Source organism: Arthrobacter sp. SAFR-044, assembly GCF_051965175.1.
GTDB lineage: Bacteria > Actinomycetota > Actinomycetes > Actinomycetales > Micrococcaceae > Arthrobacter.
On sequence record NZ_JBQCMK010000004.1, the window covers coordinates 262,216 to 283,240 of the forward strand.

At 66.3% G+C, this 21,025-nt stretch carries 18 protein-coding genes; 12 read left to right on the plus strand and 6 right to left on the minus strand.

Annotated features, from left to right (window positions below; translation table 11 throughout):
• Nucleotides 1-55: 55 nt before the first annotated feature.
• Complete coding sequence (locus tag ACTHQS_RS08555; RefSeq protein WP_440167796.1) at nucleotides 56-1,999, plus strand: ComEC/Rec2 family competence protein; 1,944 nt, start codon at nucleotides 56-58, stop codon at nucleotides 1,997-1,999.
• On the plus strand, nucleotides 1,948-2,841 hold the full coding sequence (holA, locus tag ACTHQS_RS08560; protein ID WP_440167798.1) for a DNA polymerase III subunit delta: 894 nt from the start codon (nucleotides 1,948-1,950) through the stop codon (nucleotides 2,839-2,841). Before ACTHQS_RS08555 ends, holA begins: the two co-directional genes overlap by 52 nt.
• Nucleotides 2,842-3,039: 198 nt before the next feature.
• Here holA and rpsT read toward each other — a convergent pair whose 3' ends face one another.
• Nucleotides 3,040-3,300 (minus strand): 30S ribosomal protein S20, encoded by a 261-nt coding sequence (rpsT, locus tag ACTHQS_RS08565; protein WP_018761400.1) that lies wholly within the window; start codon nucleotides 3,298-3,300, stop codon nucleotides 3,040-3,042.
• A gap of 169 nt (nucleotides 3,301-3,469) precedes the next feature.
• Complete coding sequence (locus ACTHQS_RS08570; protein WP_440167800.1) at nucleotides 3,470-4,018, minus strand: type II toxin-antitoxin system PemK/MazF family toxin; 549 nt, start codon at nucleotides 4,016-4,018, stop codon at nucleotides 3,470-3,472.
• A gap of 175 nt (nucleotides 4,019-4,193) precedes the next feature.
• On the opposite strand from ACTHQS_RS08570, the gene lepA reads away from it, so the two are divergent.
• Nucleotides 4,194-6,050: a translation elongation factor 4 gene (gene lepA, locus ACTHQS_RS08575; RefSeq protein ID WP_440167802.1), complete on the plus strand. Its 1,857-nt coding sequence runs from the start codon at nucleotides 4,194-4,196 to the stop codon at nucleotides 6,048-6,050.
• A gap of 25 nt (nucleotides 6,051-6,075) precedes the next feature.
• Nucleotides 6,076-7,305: a radical SAM family heme chaperone HemW gene (gene hemW, locus ACTHQS_RS08580; protein ID WP_440167804.1), complete on the plus strand. Its 1,230-nt coding sequence runs from the start codon at nucleotides 6,076-6,078 to the stop codon at nucleotides 7,303-7,305.
• Between the two features lie 117 nt (nucleotides 7,306-7,422).
• Here the strand turns inward: hemW and ACTHQS_RS08585 are convergent, their stop codons facing one another.
• Together ACTHQS_RS08585 and ACTHQS_RS08590 are read right to left on the minus strand one after the other, a co-directional pair.
• A complete protein-coding gene (locus ACTHQS_RS08585; protein WP_141941485.1) occupies nucleotides 7,423-7,833 on the minus strand; it encodes a DUF4870 domain-containing protein in 411 nt (136 codons plus the stop codon).
• Between the two features lie 119 nt (nucleotides 7,834-7,952).
• Complete coding sequence (locus ACTHQS_RS08590; protein ID WP_440167806.1) at nucleotides 7,953-8,804, minus strand: DUF3097 domain-containing protein; 852 nt, start codon at nucleotides 8,802-8,804, stop codon at nucleotides 7,953-7,955.
• A 171-nt stretch (nucleotides 8,805-8,975) separates the two neighbouring features.
• Here ACTHQS_RS08590 and hrcA point away from each other — a divergent pair, with 171 nt between their 5' ends.
• The 3 genes from hrcA to ACTHQS_RS08605 all read left to right on the plus strand — a co-directional run bounded on the left by hrcA (nucleotide 8,976) and on the right by ACTHQS_RS08605 (nucleotide 11,980).
• Nucleotides 8,976-9,989, plus strand: a complete 1,014-nt coding sequence (gene hrcA, locus ACTHQS_RS08595) for a heat-inducible transcriptional repressor HrcA (protein WP_440167808.1) — start codon at nucleotides 8,976-8,978, stop codon at nucleotides 9,987-9,989.
• A gap of 87 nt (nucleotides 9,990-10,076) precedes the next feature.
• Nucleotides 10,077-11,204, plus strand: a complete 1,128-nt coding sequence (dnaJ, locus tag ACTHQS_RS08600) for a molecular chaperone DnaJ (RefSeq protein WP_440167809.1) — start codon at nucleotides 10,077-10,079, stop codon at nucleotides 11,202-11,204.
• Between the two features lie 2 nt (nucleotides 11,205-11,206).
• Nucleotides 11,207-11,980 carry a 16S rRNA (uracil(1498)-N(3))-methyltransferase gene (locus ACTHQS_RS08605; RefSeq protein WP_440167811.1) on the plus strand — a complete coding sequence of 258 codons (774 nt, stop codon included), beginning with the start codon at nucleotides 11,207-11,209 and terminating at the stop codon, nucleotides 11,978-11,980.
• Here ACTHQS_RS08605 and ACTHQS_RS08610 read toward each other — a convergent pair.
• Nucleotides 11,973-12,890 (minus strand): GerMN domain-containing protein, encoded by a 918-nt coding sequence (locus ACTHQS_RS08610; RefSeq protein ID WP_440167813.1) that lies wholly within the window; start codon nucleotides 12,888-12,890, stop codon nucleotides 11,973-11,975. The genes ACTHQS_RS08605 and ACTHQS_RS08610 overlap by 8 nt on opposite strands.
• A gap of 431 nt (nucleotides 12,891-13,321) precedes the next feature.
• On the opposite strand from ACTHQS_RS08610, the gene ACTHQS_RS08615 reads away from it, so the two are divergent.
• The 5 genes from ACTHQS_RS08615 to ACTHQS_RS08635 all read left to right on the plus strand — a co-directional run bounded on the left by ACTHQS_RS08615 (nucleotide 13,322) and on the right by ACTHQS_RS08635 (nucleotide 18,837).
• On the plus strand, nucleotides 13,322-14,410 hold the full coding sequence (locus ACTHQS_RS08615; protein WP_440168015.1) for a PhoH family protein: 1,089 nt from the start codon (nucleotides 13,322-13,324) through the stop codon (nucleotides 14,408-14,410).
• Entirely contained in the window at nucleotides 14,407-14,880 is a 474-nt protein-coding gene (gene ybeY, locus ACTHQS_RS08620; protein ID WP_440167815.1) for an rRNA maturation RNase YbeY, read from the plus strand. Before ACTHQS_RS08615 ends, ybeY begins: the two co-directional genes overlap by 4 nt.
• Nucleotides 14,877-16,208, plus strand: a complete 1,332-nt coding sequence (locus ACTHQS_RS08625; protein ID WP_440167817.1) for a hemolysin family protein — start codon at nucleotides 14,877-14,879, stop codon at nucleotides 16,206-16,208. The genes ybeY and ACTHQS_RS08625 overlap by 4 nt, the downstream gene beginning before the upstream one ends.
• Nucleotides 16,192-17,151, plus strand: a complete 960-nt coding sequence (gene era, locus ACTHQS_RS08630; RefSeq protein WP_159631946.1) for a GTPase Era — start codon at nucleotides 16,192-16,194, stop codon at nucleotides 17,149-17,151. Before ACTHQS_RS08625 ends, era begins: the two co-directional genes overlap by 17 nt.
• A gap of 96 nt (nucleotides 17,152-17,247) precedes the next feature.
• Nucleotides 17,248-18,837, plus strand: a complete 1,590-nt coding sequence (locus ACTHQS_RS08635; protein ID WP_440167819.1) for an LCP family protein — start codon at nucleotides 17,248-17,250, stop codon at nucleotides 18,835-18,837.
• 94 nt (nucleotides 18,838-18,931) lie between these two features.
• Here the strand turns inward: ACTHQS_RS08635 and ACTHQS_RS08640 are convergent, their stop codons facing one another.
• On the minus strand, nucleotides 18,932-20,884 hold the full coding sequence (locus ACTHQS_RS08640; RefSeq protein WP_440167821.1) for a M13 family metallopeptidase: 1,953 nt from the start codon (nucleotides 20,882-20,884) through the stop codon (nucleotides 18,932-18,934).
• Between the last annotated feature and the right edge of the window lie 141 nt (nucleotides 20,885-21,025).

Sequence of the window (21,025 nt, forward strand, 5' to 3'; positions counted from 1 at the left end):
GGCGGCCACGGCTTCCCCAGGGACAGAGCATCCTTCGACAGCGCTGGTCCAGGGCGTGGAACACGTTCGCAAGCGGATGGCCGATAGCGGCAAGGGCCAGGAGGCAAGTGACGCCCGCTCTGCAGGATCCCGGCGCCGCACCGACCTCCGGCTTGCCCTGCCCGCGGCACTGGTGTGGGCCGCCTCAGTGGCCGGACTCTGGCTCCCGCCCACGGAACTGGCCGCCCTGTGCTGTGCGCTGGCGGCACTCGGCGCCTTTTCCCTCGCCCGCGCTGCGAAGGCCGGACGGGCAGGAAAGGTTGGTGCCGCCGTCGGCCGCGCATCGGGGCCGGGGAGCCGCAGCGCCCGGGGCCGAAGCTTCCGGGCAGCATTGGGCGTCTCCCTGATGCTGGCCGCCGCGGCGGCGGCCCACTCCGCGGCAGCGTCAAGCCAACGGTTCGACGGGCCCCTGGCCGAGGCCATTGCGGCTGGCAAGTCAGCCGTCGCCGTCGTTGAGGTAGCCGCAAACCCGCGCGTACTGGGAGGCCCTGGAGGGGCGGCGGAACGCTGGTCGGTGCCGGTGTGGACGAGGGAGGTGACCACGGGCGGCGTCCTGGTGCGCACCCGCGCACGGCTCGTCGTGATGGGCGGGCAGGGGTGGGGCGCCGTGGTGCCAGGGCAAACGTTGCGCGCCGCGGGGAAGCTGCGGCCGGCAGACCTTGGCGGGCAGGAGGCGGGATACCTGGCTGCTTCCACGGCTCCCGGCAAGGCGGCGGACGGCTCACTGCTGGAGGGGCCGGCCAAGGATCTTCGGGGCCGTTTCGTTTCCGCCTCGGCTTTCCTGGCGCCCGATGCCCGCGGGCTTCTGCCAGGGATGGTCACCGGTGACACCAGTGCCCTGGACGAGGGACTGAACAACGCGATGAAGGCCGTTGGTATGACGCACCTTACGGCGGTCAGCGGGGCAAACTGCAGCCTGGTACTGGGAGCGCTGTTGCTGCTGTCCCGGCGGTTCCGGCTGCCGCGCGCCCCCGCCGCAGCCGCGGCCCTCGGCGGCCTGGCGCTGTTCGTGGTCCTGGTGGGACCTGATGCCAGCGTCCTGCGGGCGGCGCTGATGGGAGCAATCGGGGTCGCCGCCCTGGCCGGTGGACGCCCTGGCCGTGGGCTGAGCTTCCTGTGCCTGGCCGTCCTGGGGCTGCTGCTGGTGGATCCGGCCCTGGGTACGAGCTTCGGCTTCCTGCTTTCCGTCCTGGCCACACTGGGGATCATCCTCCTGGGACGGAGAATCGTCGGTTGGATACCTGTGGCAGTCCCGCGATGGCTGGCTGCCGCGATAGCGGTTCCGTTGTCCGCCCAGCTGCTGTGCGGGCCGGTCATCGTGCTCCTGCAGCCCCAGTTTGCGACCTATTCGCTGGTGGCTAACGTCGTCGCTTCGCCTTTGGTGGCTCCCGTGACCCTGTTGGGAACAGCAGCCGTGCCCCTGGTGGTGGTGCTGCCGTGGGCTGCCACGGCGTTGATAGCCGTTGCGGGAACCTTCAGCACCGGCGTCGCCGCCACGGCCAGGATCGCAGCCCAGCTGCCGGGCTCGTCGCTTCCCTGGCCGGAAGGGGCGCCCGGGATGCTGTCGATGGTGCTGCTGTCGGTCCTGTCGCTTAGCGTTGTTTGGGCAGCGGCAAGGCCCGTCCGGCTCCTTCACCATGTCCGGAAATCGCACACCCGAACCGTGGCGGCCCTGGAGCTGCTGGAGCTCCGGCTGCAACGCTTGGGCGGCATCCGCAGCTTGGACCGCGGGCGCAGACGTGGCAGGCTGGGATACTGCAAGAAAACCTCCGGAAGGAACTGTCGATGGCCGCTGCGCAAAAGCGAGCACCCCGCTCCCCGGCGTCCAACACAGCCTCCTGGCGGGACGTCACCCCGGCCCGGATCGTCCTGGTGGGCGGTCCGGAAGAATACCTGGGCATCAGGGCAATGGACAGAATCCGGTCCCAGGTCAGGGCGGCCGCGCCGGACGTGGAAGTGAGCCGCATCAACGCGGCCGCCTATGAGGCAGGCACCCTGACCATGCAGGTGAGCCCGTCACTGTTCGGCGAAAGCAAGCTCATCGAGGTCGAAGCCGTCGAAGGCATGAATGACGCCTTCCTTGCCGATGCCCTCGGTTACCTGCAGCACCCGGAGGAGGACGCCGTCGTCGTGCTTCGCCACGCAGGCGGAGCCCGCGGCAAAAAGCTGCTCGATGCCATCAGGAAAGATGGCTGGCCCGTCGTCGAGTGCCAGCCCTTGAAGAAGGATGCGGACAAGGTCCAATTCGTTTCCGCGGAGTTCAAGGCAGCCGGACGACGCATCAACCAGGACGCCGTGCAGGCCCTGGTGAACGCCGTGGGAGCGGATCTGTCAGAACTTGCTGCCGCCTGCGCCCAGTTGATCGCCGATGCGGGAAGCACCGTCACCACTGACACCGTGGACAAGTATTACGGCGGCCGGGTCGAAGCGACCGCCTTCAAGGTGGCCGACGCTGCCATGGCTGGAAACGCACCCGTTGCCCTGTCGACGCTGCGCCACGCCCTTGCCACCGGCGCTGACCCCGTACCGCTGGTCGCTGCACTCGCATCCAAGCTGCGGACGGTGGCACGGGTGGCAGGTGCCTCCGGATCGTCCGCGCAGATCGCGGCGGAATTGGGCATGCAGCCCTGGCTGGTGGAACAGGCGCAGCGCGACGTCCGGCGCTGGACCCCGGAAGGCCTGGTGCGGTCCATCCAAGCCACGGCAGAAGCTGACGCGCAGGTCAAGGGCTTGTCCCGGGACCCCGTCTACGCGGTGGAGCATGCCGTCACCGTGATTGCCATGTCCGTCCAGGGCAGGTAGCCCACAGCGCGTCCACGGGACCTGTAAGCTCCCCGCACTCCATTCCGGCATGTGCCGGGGATGTTCGACGGCGTGCTGCCGCGGCTCCTGGAGCGGCGGTCCTAAAGGCGCCCGGACCTGAAGGCGCCCCGGCCTAAAAGCGTGTGGCCGGCACCCGAGGGTACCGGCCACACCATCAGTTCGTGGGAACTGGAAACCTTAGAGTGCGTTGACCTTCTTGGAGATCGCCGACTTACGGTTCGCTGCGTTGTTCTTGTGCAGAACACCCTTGCTGACAGCCTTGTCCAGCTTACGGCTGGCAGAAACGAGCGCAGTAGTAGCAGCTTCCTTGTCAGCGGACTCAACAGCGGTGTTGACGGCGCGGATGGCCGTCTTCAGCTCGGACTTGACTGCGTTGTTGCGCAGGCGGGCCTTCTCGTTGGTCAGGATGCGCTTCTTCTGGGACTTGATATTCGCCACGTGTGAACTCTCTTTGTAATGCGGAAATGGTCTAGAGGGCTTTCAGGCTGGCCTTGACTGAGCGGCGTGGGGATACCTATGGCGGCCAGCCATCAGTGACCGTCGACCTGCACGGACACACAGCAATAAAGATTAGCAGGTCAGCGGCCGCCCTGGCCATTTCAGGTGGTCAGGTCCAGCCGTGTCGCCGCCGCAGTCCGGCTGCCACCTTTTCAAACCGCACCCTGTCCAGGACCGCGCCTTCGCGCCGGATCGCGTCCGGGCGGATCTGGAGGATACGGTCCAGCCGCACCTCACTGTCCCTGCCCTGTTTGTCCCACCCCCCGGAGCCAGGGTCCACGTAGTCCGGGGACGACGTCCCGGCAGGAACCCGGTCCCTGCTCGTCAGCATCAGTCCCAGGAGGAACGGGCCGTTATGCCCCACCAACAGCACCGGGCGGTCTTTTCCCTTGCCGTGATCCTCCTCATAGGGCACCCAGGCCCACACCACTTCGCCCGGATCCGGGTCGCCATCGGGCTGAGGGGCGTAGCGGACAGAGCCGCGGCCGCGGTAATCCCCGGGATAGGCGGCGGATTCGGCGGGAGTACCTTCGCCGGGGGCGGGCCGCTTTCCGCCGCGGTGCTGGCCGGGGACCGGCTGTTGGGCCTTGGGCTGTGTCTGCAGCATGCGCAGGCCACGGCGGACAGCGTTTGCCAGGGAGCGGAGATCAATGGCCATCCCGACAGCTTATCGGCGGGGCTGCGCCGTTGAAACAGCGCGCAGAAGCCGGTCGGGATGCGGTGGCGGGGTCGCGGACGTGGGACACTGGACGTTAAAGACGTGCGGCTGGACCGCAGGCGCCCTTCGCGTGCCTGGCGGATGGCTGCAGAAAAGCCAACAGTAAGGACCCTGCGTGTCTCCCATGGCCCGCACCGCACCGGTGCCCGCCGCGACAGATCCGGCAATTATTCGGAACTTTTGCATCATCGCGCACATTGACCACGGCAAGTCCACCCTGGCTGACCGGATGCTGCAGTCCACCGGCGTGGTCCAGGCGCGCGACATGAAGGCCCAGTACCTGGACCGGATGGACATTGAGCGCGAACGCGGCATCACCATCAAGTCGCAGGCGGTCCGCATGCCGTGGGAGGTGGACGGTGTCAGTTACGCGCTGAACATGATCGACACCCCGGGCCACGTGGACTTCACCTATGAGGTGTCCAGGTCGCTGGCTGCCTGCGAGGGCGCAATCCTGCTGGTGGACGCAGCCCAGGGCATCGAGGCCCAAACGCTTGCCAACCTCTACCTGGCGATGGAAAACAACCTCACGATCATTCCGGTCCTGAACAAGATCGACCTGCCGGCGGCCCAGCCCGAGAAATATGCCGCCGAGCTGGCCAACCTGATCGGCGGCGATCCTGAGGATGTCCTGCGAGTGTCCGGCAAGACCGGCGTCGGCGTGGAAGCCCTCCTGGACAAGATCGTCCGCGACCTGCCTGCGCCGAAGGGCGACCCGGATGCGCCGGCCCGCGCCATGATCTTCGACTCGGTTTACGACACCTACCGCGGCGTGGTGACTTACGTCCGCGTGATGGACGGGATGCTGCACCCGCGTGAACGCATCCAGATGATGTCCACCAGGGCCTCCCACGAGCTCCTGGAAATCGGGGTCAGCTCCCCGGAGCCCACGCCCTCCAAGGGCCTGGGCGTCGGCGAAGTGGGCTACCTGATCACCGGCGTGAAGGATGTCCGGCAGTCCAAGGTGGGCGACACTGTCACCAACCTTGCCAAACCGGCCGCCCAGTCGCTCCCCGGCTACGCCGACGCCAAGCCCATGGTGTTCTCCGGCCTTTACCCGCTGGACGGCGCCGACTACCCTGTACTCCGGGACGCCCTCGAGAAGCTCATGCTCAATGACGCCGCGCTGGTGTACGAACCGGAGACCTCGGCTGCGCTGGGCTTCGGGTTCCGGGTGGGCTTCCTGGGTCTCCTGCACCTTGAGATCACCCGCGAACGCCTGGAGCGCGAATACAACCTGGACCTCATCTCCACCGCACCCAACGTGGAATACGAGGTGACCCTGGAGGACAAGAGGGTGGTCCGCGTGACCAACCCCAGCGAGTACCCCACCGGCAAAATCGCCGAGGTGCGCGAACCCATGGTCTCCGCCACCATCCTGGCCCCCAACGAGTTCGTGGGCGCCATCATGGAACTGTGCCAGTCACGCCGCGGCGTTATGAACGGGATGGACTACCTTTCCGAGGACCGGGTGGAAATCCGCTACCGCCTGCCGCTCGCGGAAATCGTCTTCGACTTCTTCGACATCCTGAAGTCAAAAACGCGCGGCTACGGCTCTCTTGACTGGAAAGCCGACGGCGAGCAGGTTGCCGACCTTGTGAAGGTCGACATCATGCTCCAGGGCGAACAGGTGGACGCCTTCAGCGCCATCACGCACCGGGACAAGGCGTACGCCTACGGTGTGATGATGACCGGCAAGCTCCGCGAACTCATCCCGCGGCAGCAGTTCGAGGTGCCCATCCAGGCGGCCATCGGTTCCAGGATCATCGCCCGCGAAAGCATCCGGGCCATCCGCAAGGACGTGCTGGCCAAGTGCTACGGCGGTGATATCTCGCGTAAGCGCAAGCTGCTGGAGAAGCAAAAAGAAGGCAAGAAGCGCATGAAGATGGTGGGAACCGTGGAGGTTCCGCAGGAGGCGTTCATCGCTGCCCTCACCACCGACGAATCAAAGGACAAGGCCAAGAAGAAGTGACCACCGCGCAGCAGGGGACCCGCTGATGCCCAGCGTCCTTCCCCTCGGCGACCCGGCGCCGTCGGACGGTCTGCTGCCTGCACAGGCGGCGGACGGTGCGGCGGCGCGGGCCTTTGGCCTGTACGTCCACATCCCGTTCTGCGCCGTCCGCTGCGGGTACTGCGACTTCAACACCTACACCGCCACGGAACTGGGCGGCGGCGCGTCACAGGATGCCTACGCCCAAACCGCGGTGTCGGAAGTGTCCTTGGCCGCCACCGCGATGACGCGCTCCGGGCTGCCGGAGCGGAAGCTCGGCACGGTCTTTTTCGGCGGCGGCACACCCACCCTGCTGCCGGCTGATGCCCTCGCCTTGATCCTTCGCGCTGCCATCGACCAGTGGGGCATCGAGGACGGCGCCGAGGTCACCACCGAAGCCAACCCTGATTCGGTCACACCTGAATCCCTCGCCGTCCTCAAGGAGGCGGGCTTCACCAGGGTCTCCTTCGGCATGCAGTCCGCCGTTCCGCACGTGCTCAAGGTCCTGGACCGCACCCACACACCCAGCAGGGTTCCGCAGGTGGTGCAGTGGGCGCGGGAGGCAGGACTGGATGTCAGCCTGGATCTGATTTACGGCACGCCGGGGGAGTCGCTGGCCGACTGGCGCCACTCCCTGGAGACTGCCCTCTCCTACCAGCCGGACCACATCAGCGCCTACGCCCTGATTGTCGAGGACGGCACCAAGCTGGCCGCGCAGATGCGCCGCGGCGAGGTTCCGGGAATCGACGACGACGACCACGCCGACAAGTACGAACTCGCCGACCAGCTGATCACCCAAGCCGGACTCGGCTGGTACGAGGTCAGCAACTGGGCGCGAAACCCGGAACACGCGTGCCGCCACAACCTGGCGTACTGGCGCGGCGACGACTGGTGGGGCATCGGCCCCGGCGCGCATTCGCACGTGGGCGGGGTGCGCTGGTGGAACGTGAAGCACCCGTCCGCGTATGCAAACCGCCTGTCCCAGGGACTGTCGCCTGCGGCGGGCAGGGAGACCCTGGATGCCGAAACCAGGAACCTGGAGCGGGTGATGCTGGAGGCGCGTCTTCGGTCAGGGCTTGATGTCGCCACACTCAGCCCTGGGGGCCGGCACCAGATCGCCGGCTTGATCGCGGACGGCCTGGTGGATCCTGCCGCTGCGTTCCGGGGGCGCCTGGTCCTGACGCTCAAGGGCAGGCTCCTGGCGGACGCAGTAGTCCGCCGCATCCTGCCCGACTGACTGGGTCCACGCCCGCAGGGTTCCCTGGCCGGGCTCGCGGGTCTAGGGCGCTGGTGGGTGGGCCCACGGCGGCGGGGGCCCCTGCCCGAGCTTGCGAGGGCTGGGAGCCGGCGGGGCCTACTTGATCCAGCGAAGGTTGTACTGGTAGCGGTGCGGCTGGCCCTTGTTGACATGGATCCCTGCCGCCACGGAGAAGCAGGTAAGCGCCACCCAGATCAACGTGGCGATCACCGCGAAGATGTTCCCCACGTAGGGGATGAACACCAGGATGTTGGCCAGCACGGCGGCGATGGTGGGCGGCAGGCTGAAGTTCAGTGCTTCTTTGGACTCCTGCGCGGTGAACGGGCCGCGGTCACGGAAGATCAGGTAGATCAGCAGCGAGGGGACGCAACCCAGGATCCCGCCGAAATGCGCGAGCGTGGCCCACTGGCGGTCCTCGCTGGCCGTGAGCGGCAGGGCATTGGCGGGGACGCCATGGTACTCGGAGCGGCCCTGGCCATCCCTGTGATCACGTGCGTTTTCTGCCACAGTCTGTTCCTTCGGAGGTGCAAGTGGTGCTGACATCATGTACGGGCGCGGTGCTCAGCGCCTTTGGGAAAAGGCGCTGCACTACCAAGAATACTGGCTTTCGGAGCGGTGCCGGGCCTTCAGGGCACGGTGAGGAAATCGATCACTTCCTCAACCCGCCCCAGCAGCGACGCTTCCAGGTCCGCGTACGTGCGCACGGCACCCAGCAGTTTTTGCCATCCCAGGCCGATGTCCTCCTTGGTGGCGTGGGGCCAGCCGAAGGCTTTCAGGATTCCGGTCTTCCAGTCCTGTCCGCGGGGCACGGCGTGCCACGCCTCGATGCCCAGGACAGTGGGCCGGATGGCCTGCCAGACGTCCACGTAGGGGTGTCCCACGATCAGGACGTTGCCGGCCGCGCCGGGGGAGGCCATGACGGCGGCGGCAATACGCGATTCCTTGGAGTCGGGAACGAGGTGGTCAACGAGGACACCAAGGCGCCGGCCCGGACCGGGTTTGAAGTCCGCAACTGCTGCGGCGAGGTCGTCAATGCCGTGCAGGGGTTCGACGACGATGCCTTCCACCCGCAGGTCGTCTCCCCAGACCTTTTCCACCAGTTCGGCGTCGTGCTTGCCTTCCACCCAGATGCGGCTTGCTTTCGCGACCTGGGCACGCTGGCCGGCGACCCGGACGGAGCCGGAGGCCGTCCTGCCGGCGGAAGGACCTGCAGCTGCCGGACGGGGCACCGGGGGCATCAGCCGGATGGGCCGCCCCTCGAGGAGGAAACCGAAGCCGAGCTTGAAGGATCGGGATTTCCCGCGGCGGTCCTCCAGCGCCACAACATGCATGCCGCCGGACTTCTCCACCCGCGTGACGGCGCCAACCCAGCCTGATTGGACATCCTCGAGCACCATGCCCCGTTCCACCGGCACCTCGGGCAACTCCGCCTTGGCCGGGGCGGATATCCCGCGGGGCCCCCAGTTTTGGTAATCCATGGATTCAATCCGCCTAGCGCTAGGTCCTGCGCACCGGAATTCCGCCCGGAGCGGTACCAATGCTAACAACGGGCCGAGGCATAATAGACTGTTAGCACTTAGGCATGTCGAGTGCTAACGCTGGTGACACGTGGCGGGGCATGCGCCCCGGAGCTTGGATGGAGGTGGAGAGTGACCGAGCCACGCAAACTGGAAGTGCTGCGGGCCATCGTGGAGGACTACGTCCACTCCCGCGAACCTGTCGGCTCGAAGGCGCTGGTCGAGCGGCACCATCTTGGCGTTTCCAGCGCAACCATCCGGAACGACATGGCGGCCCTGGAGGACGAGGGGCTGATCACGGCCCCGCACACCAGCGCAGGTCGAATTCCCACGGACAAGGGCTACCGTCTGTTTGTTGACCAGATCTCGGCGGTGAAGCCCCTGTCCGCGGCAGAACGCCGGGCCATCCAGACCCTGCTGGAAGGCGCAGACGACCTTGATGACGTCCTGGAACGCACCGTCCGGCTGCTGTCGCAGCTGACCAACCAGGTGGCCGTGGTCCAGTACCCGCACCTCAGCAAGGCGCTGGTGCGCCATATCGAGTTCGTGCTGCTGGCCCCCCGCAAGGTGCTCGTGGTGCTGATTGCCAACAGCGGCACGGTGGAGCAACGGGTCATCGACGTCGGGCAGGACCTGGGCGACGACGCGCTGGCTTCGCTCCGTACGCGTTTCCTTGCCGCGCTGGCCGGAACACCGCTGAGCCAGCTGGCCAAGGTGCTTCCCGCCGTCGTAGCCGGAACCGCACACGGCCAACGCCAGGCCGCGCACGCGCTGGCGTTGGGCCTGGAGGGCTTGGCACAAAATACCCGGGAGGACCGGATGGTCATGGCCGGAACGGCCAACCTGGCCAGGTCCAACGTGGACTTCCCCCTCAGCATCGGTCCCGTGCTGGAGGCGCTCGAGGAGCAGGTGGTGATGCTGCGGCTGCTGAGCGAAATGGCCCAGGACCACCGGGGAGTGGCTGTCAGTATCGGAAGGGAGAACCCTTATGACGGCCTTGCCGAAGCTTCCGTGGTGGCCACCGGCTACGGCCCGGACAGCGTCGCGAAGGTAGGGATCCTCGGCCCAACCAGGATGGACTACCCCACCACCATGGCCGCCGTCAGGGCTGTGGCCCGCTACCTTTCCAGGATCTTGGGGCCTTGACTCTTCGCCGCCGGAGCCTGTTCCGGCCCGGAGTACAGAGCGGGGCCGCCCAACTGAACGCAGTACAACAAGGAAGAGATACGAACTTTGAGCAGCCACTATGACGTCCTTGGAGTCTCACCCGAAGCTACGGGTGAAGAGATCAAAAAGGCCTACCGCAAACTGGCCCGAACCCTTCACCCGGACGTAAACCCCGGTGCGGACGCTTCAGAACGCTTCAAGGCAGTAACTCACGCCTACGAGGTCCTTTCCGACCCCCAAAAGCGGAGGATCTACGACACCACGGGCAACGAGAACGGCACGGACAACGGCTTCGGCGGTGCCGGTTACGCAGGCCAGGGCTTCGCGTTCCAGGACATTTTCGACACCTTCTTCGGCGCCGGCGGCACGTCCGGCCCGGCGTCCCGCGTCCGCCGCGGCCAGGACGCCCTGATCAGCGTCCGGATCGACCTTCGGGACGCGGTGTTCGGCGTGAACAAGAAGCTCGAAGTGGACACCGCCGTGGTTTGCCCCACCTGTGACGGATCCTGCTGCCGGCCCGGCACCCACCCTGAGCGCTGCGATATCTGCGGCGGCAGCGGGCAGGTCCAGCGGGCCGTGCGCTCCATCCTGGGCCAGGTCATGACGGCCGCTCCCTGCGGCACCTGCGAAGGCTTCGGCACGGTCATCAAGGACCCCTGCAACGAATGCAGCGGCCAGGGCCGGATCCGCAGCCGCCGGTCGCTGACCATCAAGGTTCCCGCTGGCGTGGCCACCGGTACCCGGATCCAGCTCTCCGGGCAGGGCGAAGCCGGACCCGCAGGCGGCCCGGCCGGCGACCTGTATGTGGAAATCCGTGTCAACAATGACGCCACCTACGTGCGGGAAGGCGACGACCTGCATGCCACCCTGCACATTCCCATGACCGCGGCTGCGCTGGGTACGGACGTCAGCCTGGAAACCTTCGACGGTACCCAGGACATCGACGTCAAGCCCGGAACCCAGTCCGGCGAGATCATCACGCTGCGAGGCCTGGGTGTCACGCACCTGAGGGGATACGGCCGCGGGGACCTGAAGGTCCACCTCCAGGTCGACACTCCCGCCAAGCTCGACCCCGCGCAGGAGGACCTCCTCCGGCAGCTCGCCAAACTCCGTAGCGAACAGATCACCGAAGGCAAGCTCGCGGCCAGCGGCGGCATGTTCGCCAAGCTCCGGGACCGGCTCGGTAACCTGTAGCGGTGAGCAACCCCGTCTTCTTCACCTCCGCCGGTTCCCTGGCGGGCATGGCCCCCGGCCGGACCTTTATCCTCGAAGGGGCGGAGGCGCGGCACGCCGTGACCGTCAAACGCCTGTCTCCGGGCGAGGCGGTGGACATCGTCGACGGCGCCGGCACCCGCATGACCGGAAAGGTGGTCTCCGCAGCTCCCTCCGGGCTCGAGGTGGAGTGCGGCTCCGTCGCGGTGGAAGAAAGGCCCGGCATCCGGTTGGTGCTGGTGCAGGCCCTGGCGAAGGGCGACCGCGATGAACTGGCGATCGAGACGGCCACCGAACTGGGGATCGACGCCGTCATACCCTGGCAGTCCGAACGGTCCATCGTCCGCTGGAAAGGCGACAGGGCCGCCCGCGCCCATGCCAAGTGGGAGTCTTCCGTCGCCGCGGCCGCCAAGCAGGCACGGCGGGCCTGGATTCCCGAGGTCCGGGCCGCCGTCGAAACGGCCGGGCTCTCCGCTGCCGTGGAGGCCGCGGACCTGGCGGTCATCCTGCACGAAGACGCTGTGCGTCCATTGCGCGCCGTCCTTGAGGGGTGGCAGGGGAGTGCACGGGACGGGATCCGGGAAGTCCTGCTGATCGTCGGCCCGGAAGGCGGGATCAGTCCCCGGGAAGTCACCAAACTCTGCGATAAAGGCGCCGTGACCGCCCTCTTGGGGCACCACGTCCTCCGGTCCTCCACCGCCGGCCCGGCCGCCGTCGTGCTGGCAAGCGACATCCTCGGCCGTTGGGCTGCTACCTGACCTTGAAGGAGCGCGTGTCCTCATTGCGGTCCGGCTCCCCGCCGGACCCTGCCTGGGCCACCCGGAGCTCATAGTCGCCCGGCGGCAAATTGAGTGCCAGCGCGAAGACGCCTGCCTGCCCCTGCCCGGCCCCGGCCGTGGTCTCACCGGCCAGGAAGGGCGCTTTGCTGCCGCCGTCCCCGGACTGCAGGATCTGCCAGCGGAGCTTTGCCCCCGGGGACGTGCTGCGTCCGGTGATCTTTACGCTGCCGGCGGGCACCTCGGTGTTCTCCTGGGGATCAATGATCCAGACCGGCGCCACCAGGCCGGCGGCACGGGTCATCAGTGCGCCCAGCTGGACTTTTCCGAACGCCACGTAGTCTGTGTGGCCGTCCACGAGGATCCGCACCCGGACCTGCTGTCCTGTGTCGATCAGCCCCGAGCTCGCGGCAGCAGCAGTGGCCGTGTAGATCAGCTGTTGGACGGCGCGGGCCGCCATGTCGGCGTCGAGATTGCTGTTGAAGGCGTCTGCGGAGACGTCAACGGTGATGATGTCCTTGCCCGAAATGGAGGTGGCGAGTTTGTCCGGGTTCTGCCAGGGCGTAAAGAAGTCGGGGTCCAGCGGCTTCTCCGACATCATGGCGCGCAGTGCCCGGGTCACCGGGTTCTCCTGTTCCGGGACGTCCCGGAACTCACGGTAGAGGAAGATATTCCCGCCGCTGCGGCCGATCCAGTACACGGGGGCCTTGTTGGAGGACTGGGTGGTTTCCAGCGGGGCGCTGGTGGCGGGCGTGTCCGGCATGGTGCCGCCGGTGGCGGGCACTGACGCGGTTGTGCCGGCGGGCGATGGTCCGGTCTCGGCGGTGCAGGCTGCAAGGGCCGGAACGAGCACCAGGATTCCTGCGAGGACGGCCGGGCGCAGGCGGCCCATCGGTCGTCCTGCCCTTTCGGGCACAGAGGTTTCCGGCACTGTCCTGCCCTTGTCCTTTCCTGGCGTGGCGGGCCGATCCCCCTGGCGGCCTGGCGTTCCAGCAGACGCTGGATTTCCAGCATTGCACAGGGGGAGGTCCTCCCAGCCGCACTTTGGCCTCCCGGGCCGCAACTGCAACGGGAACGATATGAGGCCGATATGAAGTTGATACCTAACGCCGCATTTTGCAGCCGGCACGGGGTGCTGTCCCTGTCGTGGCGTCTGTACCGCACACGGCCCGTGAACCGGCCGATGTATCCGGTCAGGGCGGCTGCTGGCGTAAGATAAAGGGATCGCTGGGCAAGGAGCACCGTGCAACGGGCGCCGGCATCAGCCAAAGCAAACAAGTGATGTCGATCTTCGAGGGGACCACGGGCCTGCGGGCCAACACCATGACTGAATCAGCAAATGGTAAGCGCCGGCTCAACACGGGCGACGGCAGTCCGGGGGAATTCCCGCACTCCCTTCCCGGGATCCGGACCGAAGTAGTCCTCTTTGAGAACTCCGACCAGATGGTTCAGTCACTCGGCAGCCATGATGAGGCGCTCCGGTTCATCGAAGAGCAGTTCCCGGACGTCAACTTCCATGCCCGCGGCAACGAACTGTCCATCAGCGGCCCCGTCAGTGACGTTCCCCGCATCATGCGGCTCCTGCAGGAGGTCCGTGGCCTGGTGGCCCGCGGCACGGTCATCACGCCCGCCGTGCTGCAGCAGCTGGTGGCACTCCTGCGCACCCAGTCGCTCCAAAATCCCGTGGATGTGCTGACCCACGACATCCTCTCCAGCCGCGGCAGGACCATCCGGCCCAAAACGCTGAACCAGAAGAACTACGTTGACGCCATTGATGCCAACACGGTGATCTTCGGCATCGGTCCGGCCGGTACCGGCAAGACCTACCTGGCCATGGCGAAAGCCGTGCAGGCACTGCAGCAGAAAGAGGTCAGCCGGATCATCCTGACGCGCCCCGCGGTGGAGGCGGGAGAGCGGCTGGGGTTCCTGCCCGGCACGCTCAGCGACAAGATCGACCCCTACCTGCGGCCGCTCTACGATGCCCTGCACGACATGATCGACCCCGAATCCATCCCGCGGCTCATGGCTGCCGGCACCATCGAAGTAGCGCCGCTGGCGTACATGCGCGGCCGCACCCTCAACGACGCCTTCATCATCCTCGACGAAGCCCAGAACACCACACCGGAACAGATGAAGATGTTCCTCACCCGGCTCGGTTTTGGCTCCAAGATGGTGGTCACCGGAGACGTCACCCAGGTGGACCTGCCCTTCGGGACGCGTTCCGGGCTCCGGATCGTCGAGGATATCCTGCAGGGCATCGAGGGAGTCAGCTTCTCTGTCCTGGACGCCGCCGACGTGGTGCGGCACCGGCTTGTCGGCGACATCGTCAACGCCTACAGCATCTGGGATGAAACCCAGCGGAACCGGGTCAAGCATTCAGCAAGCCGCGAAAAACGGGGGGAACACGCGTGAGCATCGAGGTGAACAACGAGTCCGGCGTCCAGGTGGATGAGTCCGGGCTCGTGGCCCTGGCGCGGTACATCTTTGAGCAGCTCTACATCCATCCGCAGGCCGAACTTTCCATCCTCCTGGTGGATGAACCGGCCATGGAGAAGCTGCACATCGAACTGATGGACGAGCCGGGCGCCACGGACGTGCTCTCGGTTCCCATGGACGAGTTGACCCCCGGAACCCCTGACCGGCCCACACCGCAGGGCATGCTGGGCGACATCGCCATCTGCCCGCAGGTTGCCAAGGTCCAGGCCAAAAACGCCGGCCACTCGCTCCAGGACGAGATGCTGCTGCTCACAACGCACGGCATCCTCCACCTGCTGGGCTACGACCATGCCGAGCCGGAGGAGAAAGCAGAGATGTTCGGGCTCCAGCGGGAACTCCTGTCCGGCTTCACAGGCAAAGAAGCACCTGCCGAGACAACCCAGTGACGCAACTGCTCCTGGTCGCGGTGGCACTGGTCTTCCTTGCCGTCGCGGCCCTGCTGACTGCGGCCGAGGCCGCCTTCAGTTTCCTTCCCCGGCACGACGCCGAAGAGGCACTACACAGTAGCCGCGGCACCGCCATGCGCCGCATCCTTGCCGACCCCGTGTCCCACACCCGCGCGCTCCGCTTTTGGCGCGTCTGGTTTGAAATGGCCTCGGCGGTGGCTGTCGCCGTCCTGATCGCGAGCCTGCTGGACAACGTTTGGCTCGCCGGCCTGGTGGCCACCGGCATCATGGCCCTGCTGGGGTTTGTGATTGTGGGTGTGTCACCCCGACAGCTCGGCAGGCTGCACTCCACCGCGGTGGTCCGCTTCACCGCACCGATGGTCCGCTTCCTCACCAGCTTGCTGGGGCCCATTCCCGGTTGGCTGGTGGCGGTGGGAAGCTCTGCCGCCCCCGGTGCGCCTGGTGGTGACGACGCCTTCTTCAGTGAACAGGAGTTCCGGGAACTCCTGGACCGGGCCAGCGAGTCCGACATGATCGAGGACACCGAAGCCGAGATGATCCAATCGGTCTTCGACTTTGGCGACACCCTGGTGCGGGCCGTCATGGTCCCCAGGACGGACATCGTCAGCATCGACGCAGGCTCAAGCCTTCACCAGGCAATGTCCCTGTTCCTGCGCTCCGGCTACTCGCGGATCCCGGTCATCAACGAGAACACCGACCATATCCTTGGCATCGTCTACCTCAAGGACGTGGCAGCGGTCATCCACCAGCTGGCGGCGGACCAGCAGCCGCCATTGGTGGAGTCGCTGGCCCGCGAGGTGCGGTACGTGCCGGAGTCGAAACCGGTCAGCGACCTCCTGCGGGAGCTGCAGAAAGAGTCAACGCACGTTGCCATCGTGATCGACGAGTACGGCGGCACCGCCGGACTGGTGACCCTCGAGGACCTGATCGAGGAGATCGTGGGCGAGATCGTGGACGAATACGATACCGAAAGCGCGGAAGCCGTGGCCCTGGGAGACGGCTCCTACCGGGTGAGCGCCCGGATGGGCATCGACGACCTGGGCGAGCTGTTCGACCTGGAGATCGACGACGACGAAGTGGACACCGTGGGCGGCCTCCTTGCCAAGGCGCTCGGCCGAGTTCCCATCGTGGGCAGCAGCGTGGATGTGCAGGGCGTATCGCTGCGGGCGGACCGGCTGGAAGGCCGGCGGAACAGGGTCAGCCACATCATTGCGGCGCCCGTACCAAGAGTAGAGACTGACCTTGAAGGCCTCCTGGAAGAGGCCGAAGCAACCCAGCAGGGAGTTCCACGTGAGCAAGAAAAATAAGGCCGCCGAACCGGACGACTTTGGCGGTTTCCGCGCCGGGTTCTCCGTCCTGGTCGGCAGGCCCAACGCGGGCAAGTCCACCCTGACCAACGCGTTGGTGGGCAAGAAGGTGGCCATCACTTCCGCCAAGCCGCAGACCACGCGGCACACCATCCGCGGCATCGTGCACCGCGACGACGCCCAGCTGATCCTGGTTGATACGCCGGGCCTGCACCGTCCCCGCACCCTGCTCGGCAAGCGCCTCAATGACCTCGTGGCGGACACCCTCGCCGAGGTGGACGCCATCGGATTCTGCCTGCCTGCCAACGAGAAGATCGGACCCGGCGACAAGTTCATCGCAGCCCAGTTGGCCGCCGTGGGCCGCAAGCCCGTGATTGCCATCGTCACCAAGGCAGACCTCGTGGACAAACAGGCACTCACCGAACAGCTCCTCGCCGTGGCGGCCCTTGGCCGTGAGGTGATGGGGGAGGACGGCTGGAAGGACATCGTTCCCGTGTCCGCCGCCGACGGTTTCCAGGTGGAAACGGTCGCCGACGTGCTGATCAGCCACATGCCGCCGTCGCCTCCGCTGTACCCGGACGGGGAACTGACCGACGAACCCGAGGCCGTCATGGTGGCCGAACTCATCCGCGAAGCAGCCCTGGAAGGGGTCCGGGACGAGCTTCCGCACTCGCTCGCCGTCGTGGTGGAGGAAATTGTTCCCCGTGAGGACCGGCCGGACGACAACCCGCTCCTGGACGTGCGCGTCAACCTCTACGTGGAACGCCCCTCCCAGAAGGCCATCATCATTGGCAAGGGCGGGGCCCGCCTCCGTGAAGTCGGCACCAACGCCCGCAAAGGCATCGAAGCCCTCCTTGGCACCCGCATCTATTTGGACCTCCACGTGAAGGTGGCCAAAGACTGGCAGCGCGACCCGAAACAGCTGGTCAAACTCGGTTTCTGACCCGCATAACCCCGTTCGCAGGGGCGCGCCGGGCAAGTTCTCCAGACTGGACCACTAAAATGGACCGGATTTCGTTTTTAGAGGAAGGTTCACCACGTGGGTCGAGGCCGCGACAATCGCGACAACGAGGCTGGCCTGCCAGCCGGACCGGGACCGGTATCCCGTCACGCGGACAGCCATGACGTGGGTGCCGCGCGGCATCTTGGCCCCCTGCGCGGCATGCCCCTGTGGCTGAAGGCCGTCACCGGGGTGGTGGCACTGGTCCTCGTGGCAGCTGCCGCGTTCGCCGGGTTCTGGTTCTTCCGGCTCCAGAACAACATCTCGAAGGCGCCCCTGAATGCCGGTGGGGAAAGCACCGAGTCGGCGGGAAACGATGCCACAGGACGGCTCCAGATCCTGATCCTCGGCTCGGACACCCGCGACGGCAAAAACTCCACGTATGGAACCGCCGACGATTCCACCGGCTACGGCAAGTCAGACGTCATGATGCTGATGGACATTTCCGAGGACAACAAGCGGGTCAATGTGATCAGCTTTCCCCGGGACCTGCTGGTGGACATTCCGGACTGCAGGGACCGGAAGACGAACAAGGACTACCCGGCACGCACCGGCGTCATGATCAATGAGGCCATGAGCGAGGCCGGCATCGGCTGCGCCGTGGACACTGTCAACAAGCTCACGGGCATGCAGGTGGACCACTTCATGATGGCCGACTTCAATGCCGTGAAGGAACTGTCCAACGCCGTGGGCGGGGTGGAAGTGTGCATCAGCGATGCCGTGTACGACCCCGACTCCCGGCTGCGGCTCCCCGCCGGAACGTCGTCCGTGCAGGGCGAAATGGCACTTGCGTTCCTCCGCACCCGTCACGCCTTTGCCGACGGCGGCGACCTGGGCCGCATCAAGGCGCAGCAGGGCTTCCTCTCCTCGCTGACGCGCAAGATCAAGGACGACGGAACACTGTCCGACCCCGCGAAGATGCTGAAGATCGCCGACGTCGTAACCCAGAACCTCACGGTGGATGACGGGCTCGCGTCCGTTCCCACATTGCTGACCATTGGCAACAGGCTCAAGGACATCGACATCAGCAAGGTGGCGTTCGTGGCGGTCCCCACGACGCCTGCGCCCGTCGACCCCAACAGGTTGGTCATCGCAGAACCCGCGGGTGCGCAGCTCTTTTCGGCAATGCGGAAGAACGTCGACCTGACGGATCCCACCGCACCCACCACGCCGTCGCCCAGCGAAACGGCAACGCCGTCGGCCGCTCCGACTGAGACGGCGCCGTCGGTGCCGCCCTACAACAAAGCCATCCAGCCCGTAACTGTCGCCAACGGAAGTGGCGTCACCGGCCGTGCCCAGGAGCTCGTCCAGGCGTTGGTTGCAGGTGGCTTCACCCAGACCGGCCAGTTCCTCGCCCAGCCGGTGGCCAAGTCGGCGGTGTACTACGGCAATGGTTTTGCTGATGTTGCGGCGGATGTGGCCGCGCTGCTGGGGATTCCGGCCACCCTCATGATTCCCGCTCCGGGTGTGGCAGGCGTGCAGGTGTATGTCGGCAGCGACTTCACCGCCGGCACCGCCTATGGCGCAGGTGGCGAAGCTGCCGCTGCACTGCCCCAGGACATTGTGAACCAGACGGCAGGGGACAAGGTGTGCCAGCAGGCAAATCCTGAGCTGATCGTCCGGCAGTAAACCGTTGCGTTCCCGGACCAACGCGCCCGGCAGCAAAATGGGCCCCGCCAATGGCGGGGCCCATTTTAGTGTTCAGGTTCCAGGCGCGTTCCGGCTACCAGATGCTGACCCGCTCAGCGGCCGGCATCCACATTCCGTCCTCCGCGGTGACATCGAATGCCTCGTGGAAGGAGTCAAGGTTTTTGGCGATGGCGTTGGTCCGGAACTCGTTGGGGGAGTGGGGATCGGTGGCAAGCCGGCGGATGGCCTCTTCCTGCCGGATGACTTGGCGCCAGCCCGCGGCCCAGGAAGCGAAGAAGCGTTGCTGCCCGGTCAGGCCGTCAAGGACCTCCGGCTCCTCGCCGTCCAGGCTGATCTGGTAGGCCTTGTGGGCGATGGTGAGCCCCGCCAGGTCGCCGATGTTCTCACCGAGAGTGAGCCGGCCGTTGACGTGGTGCCCCGGAGCGGCGGTGGGGGAAAGCGCTTCGAACTGCGCCACGAGGCGGGCGGTCAGCGCTTCGAAGGCCTGCCGGTCCTGGTCCGTCCACCAGTTGCGAAGGGCCCCGCCGCCGTCGAACTGGGATCCCTGGTCATCGAAGCCGTGGCCAATCTCGTGGCCGATCACTGCCCCAATCCCGCCGTAGTTGACGGCATCGTCGGCGTCGGCGGTGAAGAACGGCGGCTGCAGGATGGCCGCGGGGAACACAATTTCGTTCATCATGGGGTGGTAGTAGGCGTTGACCGTCTGCGGCGTCATCAGCCACTTGTTCCGGTCCACCGGCTTGCCTACCTCGTCAAGGTGCCTGTCGACGTCGGCATTGTGTGCGCGTTCCACGTTGCCCAGCAGATCGTCGGGGTCGATCTCCACGGCGGAGTAGTCGATCCATTCGTCCGGGTAGCCAATTTTCGCCCGGAACGCCTCCAGTTTGCGGAGGGCCTCGGCTTTGGTGTCCTGGCCCATCCAGCTGACGTCATTGATGCTGCGGCGGTACGCCTCGATGAGGTTCGCCACCAAAGTCTGCATCCGCGCCTTGTGGGATTCGGGGAAGTGGCGTGCCACGTAGATCTGGCCGACGGCCTCACCGAGGCCGGCCTCTACGACGGCAACGCCGCGCTTCCACCGGTCCTTATTTCGGGGAGTGCCGCTGATGGTGGTGCCATAGAACGCGAAGTTGGCATCCACGAACGCGGAGGACAGGTAGGGCGCAGCCGCGCTGACGACGCGCATGGCCAGCCACTCCTGCCAGGTGGCGACCGGGACCTCATCCAGGAGCCCGGCAGCACCCGCAAAAAAGTCAGGAGTGCTGACAACGATTTCGGCCCGCTTTTCGGGGTCGATTCCCGCAGCCTCGAACCAGGTGGCAAAGAGCGGGAAGAGTGCGGCCGCTTCATCCGCCGTCTTCAGGTTGTAGGTCTTTTGCGGGTCGCGGAGGGTGACGTTGTCCCAGTGGTGGGACGCGAGCTTTGTCTCCAGCCCCACCACGCGGGCAGCGGCGCCCTTCGGATCCGCCAACCCCGCCAGTTCGAACATCTTCTCCACGTGCGCCGTGTAGGCGGAAACTATCGGGGCGAACTTCTCTTCCCGGTAGTAGGACTCATCGGGGAGGCCCAGGCCGCCCTGCCCGGTGTACAGCAGGACCCGGTCCGGGTTGCCCGCATCAGGGGCGGGATAGATGTAGAACAACCCGCCGACGTCCGCCCGGAACAACCGGCCCGCCAGGGCAATGAGCTCCGGGACCGAGGACGTCGCGAGGACCTCCGCGAGCCGCCCGCGGATGGGCTCCATGCCCTTGCCCTCCACGGTGGCTTCGTCCATGAAGCTGTTGTACAGCCCGCCGATCTTCCGCTCGATCCCGGTGGCGTCATCGCCTTTGGCTGCCGCTTCCTCGATGATGTCCCGGACGGCGATCTCCGACCCGTCACGCAGGGCGGTGAAGGTGCCCTCCAGGGGCCGGTCGTCCGGAATCTCGGTGGCTTTCAGCCACGCGCCGTTGACGTGCTGGTAGAGGTCATCCTGCGGCCGGACTGTGTGATCAATGGTGGAAGGATCGATCCCCGAAATGGGCACTGCAACTCCTTTGCTGGGACGCCGCTGCCGGGCGTAACACCGGAAGGCGTCTGCATGCTGGACTTTACGGACGGTAGTGCCCTTTCATCTTACGCACCCGTGTTACCCTCAAAGTGTGCGTGCAGAGCTCCTTCTCCTTAG